This window comes from Duncaniella sp., from assembly GCF_029054785.1.
Taxonomy (GTDB): domain Bacteria; phylum Bacteroidota; class Bacteroidia; order Bacteroidales; family Muribaculaceae; genus Duncaniella.
This window is the reverse complement of record NZ_JAIDEN010000135.1, coordinates 1-2121: the sequence shown is the minus strand read 5'-3', so window position 1 is coordinate 2121 and position 2121 is coordinate 1. Positions and strand designations below refer to the sequence as shown.

Sequence of the window (2121 nt, the reverse complement as noted above, 5' to 3'; positions counted from 1 at the left end):
GAACATAATCCGGCTATGAATTCCGATATGGTTTACATCATAGCGGCGTTTCATGACCTCGGTCTTGTCAACGGCAGATAAAACCATGACAAAGACTCCCGCACAATACTCGAAGCTGACGAGTTTGTCAAGTCGCACTTCACCCGCAAGCAGATTGTGACTATGGGACGCGCCGTGGAAGATCACCGGGCATCCAATCAGAAGAAACCTCGGAACGGCTACGGAATGATTGTTGCGGAAGCCGACCGCTTCATTGAGCCTGAAATAATAATCCGAAGGACCATCCAATATGGGTTGGCAAATTATCCCCAACTTGACCGAGCCGGGCACTATCAAAGGACAATCGAACACCTCAATGAGAAGTACGGTCCGAAGGGTTATCTGAAAGTCTGGATACCGTGGAGCGACAACGCCAAGAACCTAAAAAAACTTCATGTGCTGCTTAACGACAAAAGGAAACTTGAAGAGATTTTCAACCGCATTTTCGATGAAGAAAAAGAGTAGAGACAGGCCTCCCCGGAGGTCTGTTTTCATACCCGGTTTTACCATCCGATACACTTGCCTGATTCGGTTGAATTATTCAGCCGCCGACATCCTGCATCGGCAAATGACTATATAGTTAGAATCCGGCAAATGGCACTCGTTTTAGCTTTCGTTGCCGAAGAATTCATCAGCTAATGAGTTAATGTCAGATTCTGTAAGAAGAGAGTCGATGGAAGTAGTGTGGTGGAGATCAAACAAGCTTTTGAGTGAGAGAAGTTTGATAACGTATGCACCTGTTGCCGTGTCCGGATTCTCAGGAACTTCCGGATATCCGTAAGTTTGTAATACGCGGTCAATTATTGTTATTATCATTTCACGTTTTAAGGTTCGAAACATGCCACGTACGTGGTCGCGCTCTTTATTACGCTTTATTTCGAGCTGGCGTAGTCGCTCTTCCTCTCTTCGCCTCTCTTCTTCCCGTTTTCTTCGTTCAATTTCTTCACGTCTGTGTTGTTCCCTTAAGTCCAGTTCATATTTCACCAGAGAAAGCGTTTTCCTGATTACAGAGTCCAGCTTGTCTTCAACTTTTGCGTGGGGAGTGTCTTCAATTTCCCCACTACGCCACCTTTCGAGGCTGACACTGATACGTAGCATGCCGGAAGGTTCGAACTTGTACATATTGCCCCAGTGTCGTTCCTCTTCATCGACGGAAACCCGCTTGTTTTTCTCAGCGATTAATATTTCAATCTCAACACCAGCAAATTCCACGGACGTTTTTTGCTCCTCATATCGCATCTTGCCTCCAAGGGCTTCGTATATACTGATGATCGAATCAAACAAACGAAGTGCACGGTCGTATGAATTCTTCTGGGTTACAATATTCAGATGCGTGCGAAGCCGCTGATAATCCGGATGCTGCAATTGCTCATAGCCGTTTAACCGTTGTAGCCTGAAATAAGCTTTTGTCTTAAGCACGATATCCCGTCGCGACTTTAGCGTTTCTGGCACCGGATAAATTTTTACGACCGTATTGATATTTCTATCCCATAACCCTTCAGGATTCTGAAAATCAATAATGAATTTGCCGGCCAAAGCCTGCGCTTTTAATTTCTTGATTTCTTTTTCATCGTTTATTCTGGCTAATTCCTTGTCCAGAATTTCCGTGTAATAATTGCTATTGGGAGCCTGTTCCGACGCATCGGTTTTGGTGTATTTTTTGCGCGGAGGCTTTGCCATCAAATCAATAATAGGATTATTCTCAGGATTGGGAAGCGGTGTCTTTTCCACGTCTTCACCCCAGCCCAGATGCATCCAATAGCTACTTGTCGGAGACGGGATGTTATGCTCATTGCATATTCTTGAAAGGTCACTCGGCGACATATTAAGCTCTTTGGCGGTTTTTGCTTTGGTAATAGACCATATTTTGTCAGGTACTCACCTTGATGTTCTTCTTCGCAACCTTTATCTGGCAGGAAGGCCGCCTCGAACATGCTAGAATCTCCGACATCAAATATCACTACATACTGATGAACGGCGGCGTCAACTCTGAAGGACTTGACAGCATCCAAAGCTGGTTCCGCGACCCTGAACGTGTCAAACAAATCGAACAGGATGTGAAAGACTACGAAGACCGTGTGC

General features: G+C 45.3%; 2 protein-coding genes and 1 pseudogene. 2 read left to right on the top strand and 1 reads right to left on the bottom strand.

Annotated features, from left to right (window positions below):
• The first annotated feature begins 162 nt into the window (after positions 1–162).
• Entirely contained in the window at positions 163–504 is a 342-nt protein-coding gene (locus K2H17_RS08570; protein ID WP_300133768.1) for a hypothetical protein, read from the top strand.
• 141 nt (positions 505–645) lie between these two features.
• Here the strand turns inward: K2H17_RS08570 and K2H17_RS08565 are convergent, their stop codons facing one another.
• Positions 646–1770: a hypothetical protein gene (locus K2H17_RS08565; RefSeq protein WP_300133765.1), complete on the bottom strand. Its 1125-nt coding sequence runs from the start codon at positions 1768–1770 to the stop codon at positions 646–648.
• A 155-nt stretch (positions 1771–1925) separates the two neighbouring features.
• Here K2H17_RS08565 and K2H17_RS08560 point away from each other — a divergent pair.
• Positions 1926–2121, top strand: a pseudogene (locus K2H17_RS08560) (hypothetical protein); the annotation flags it as partial.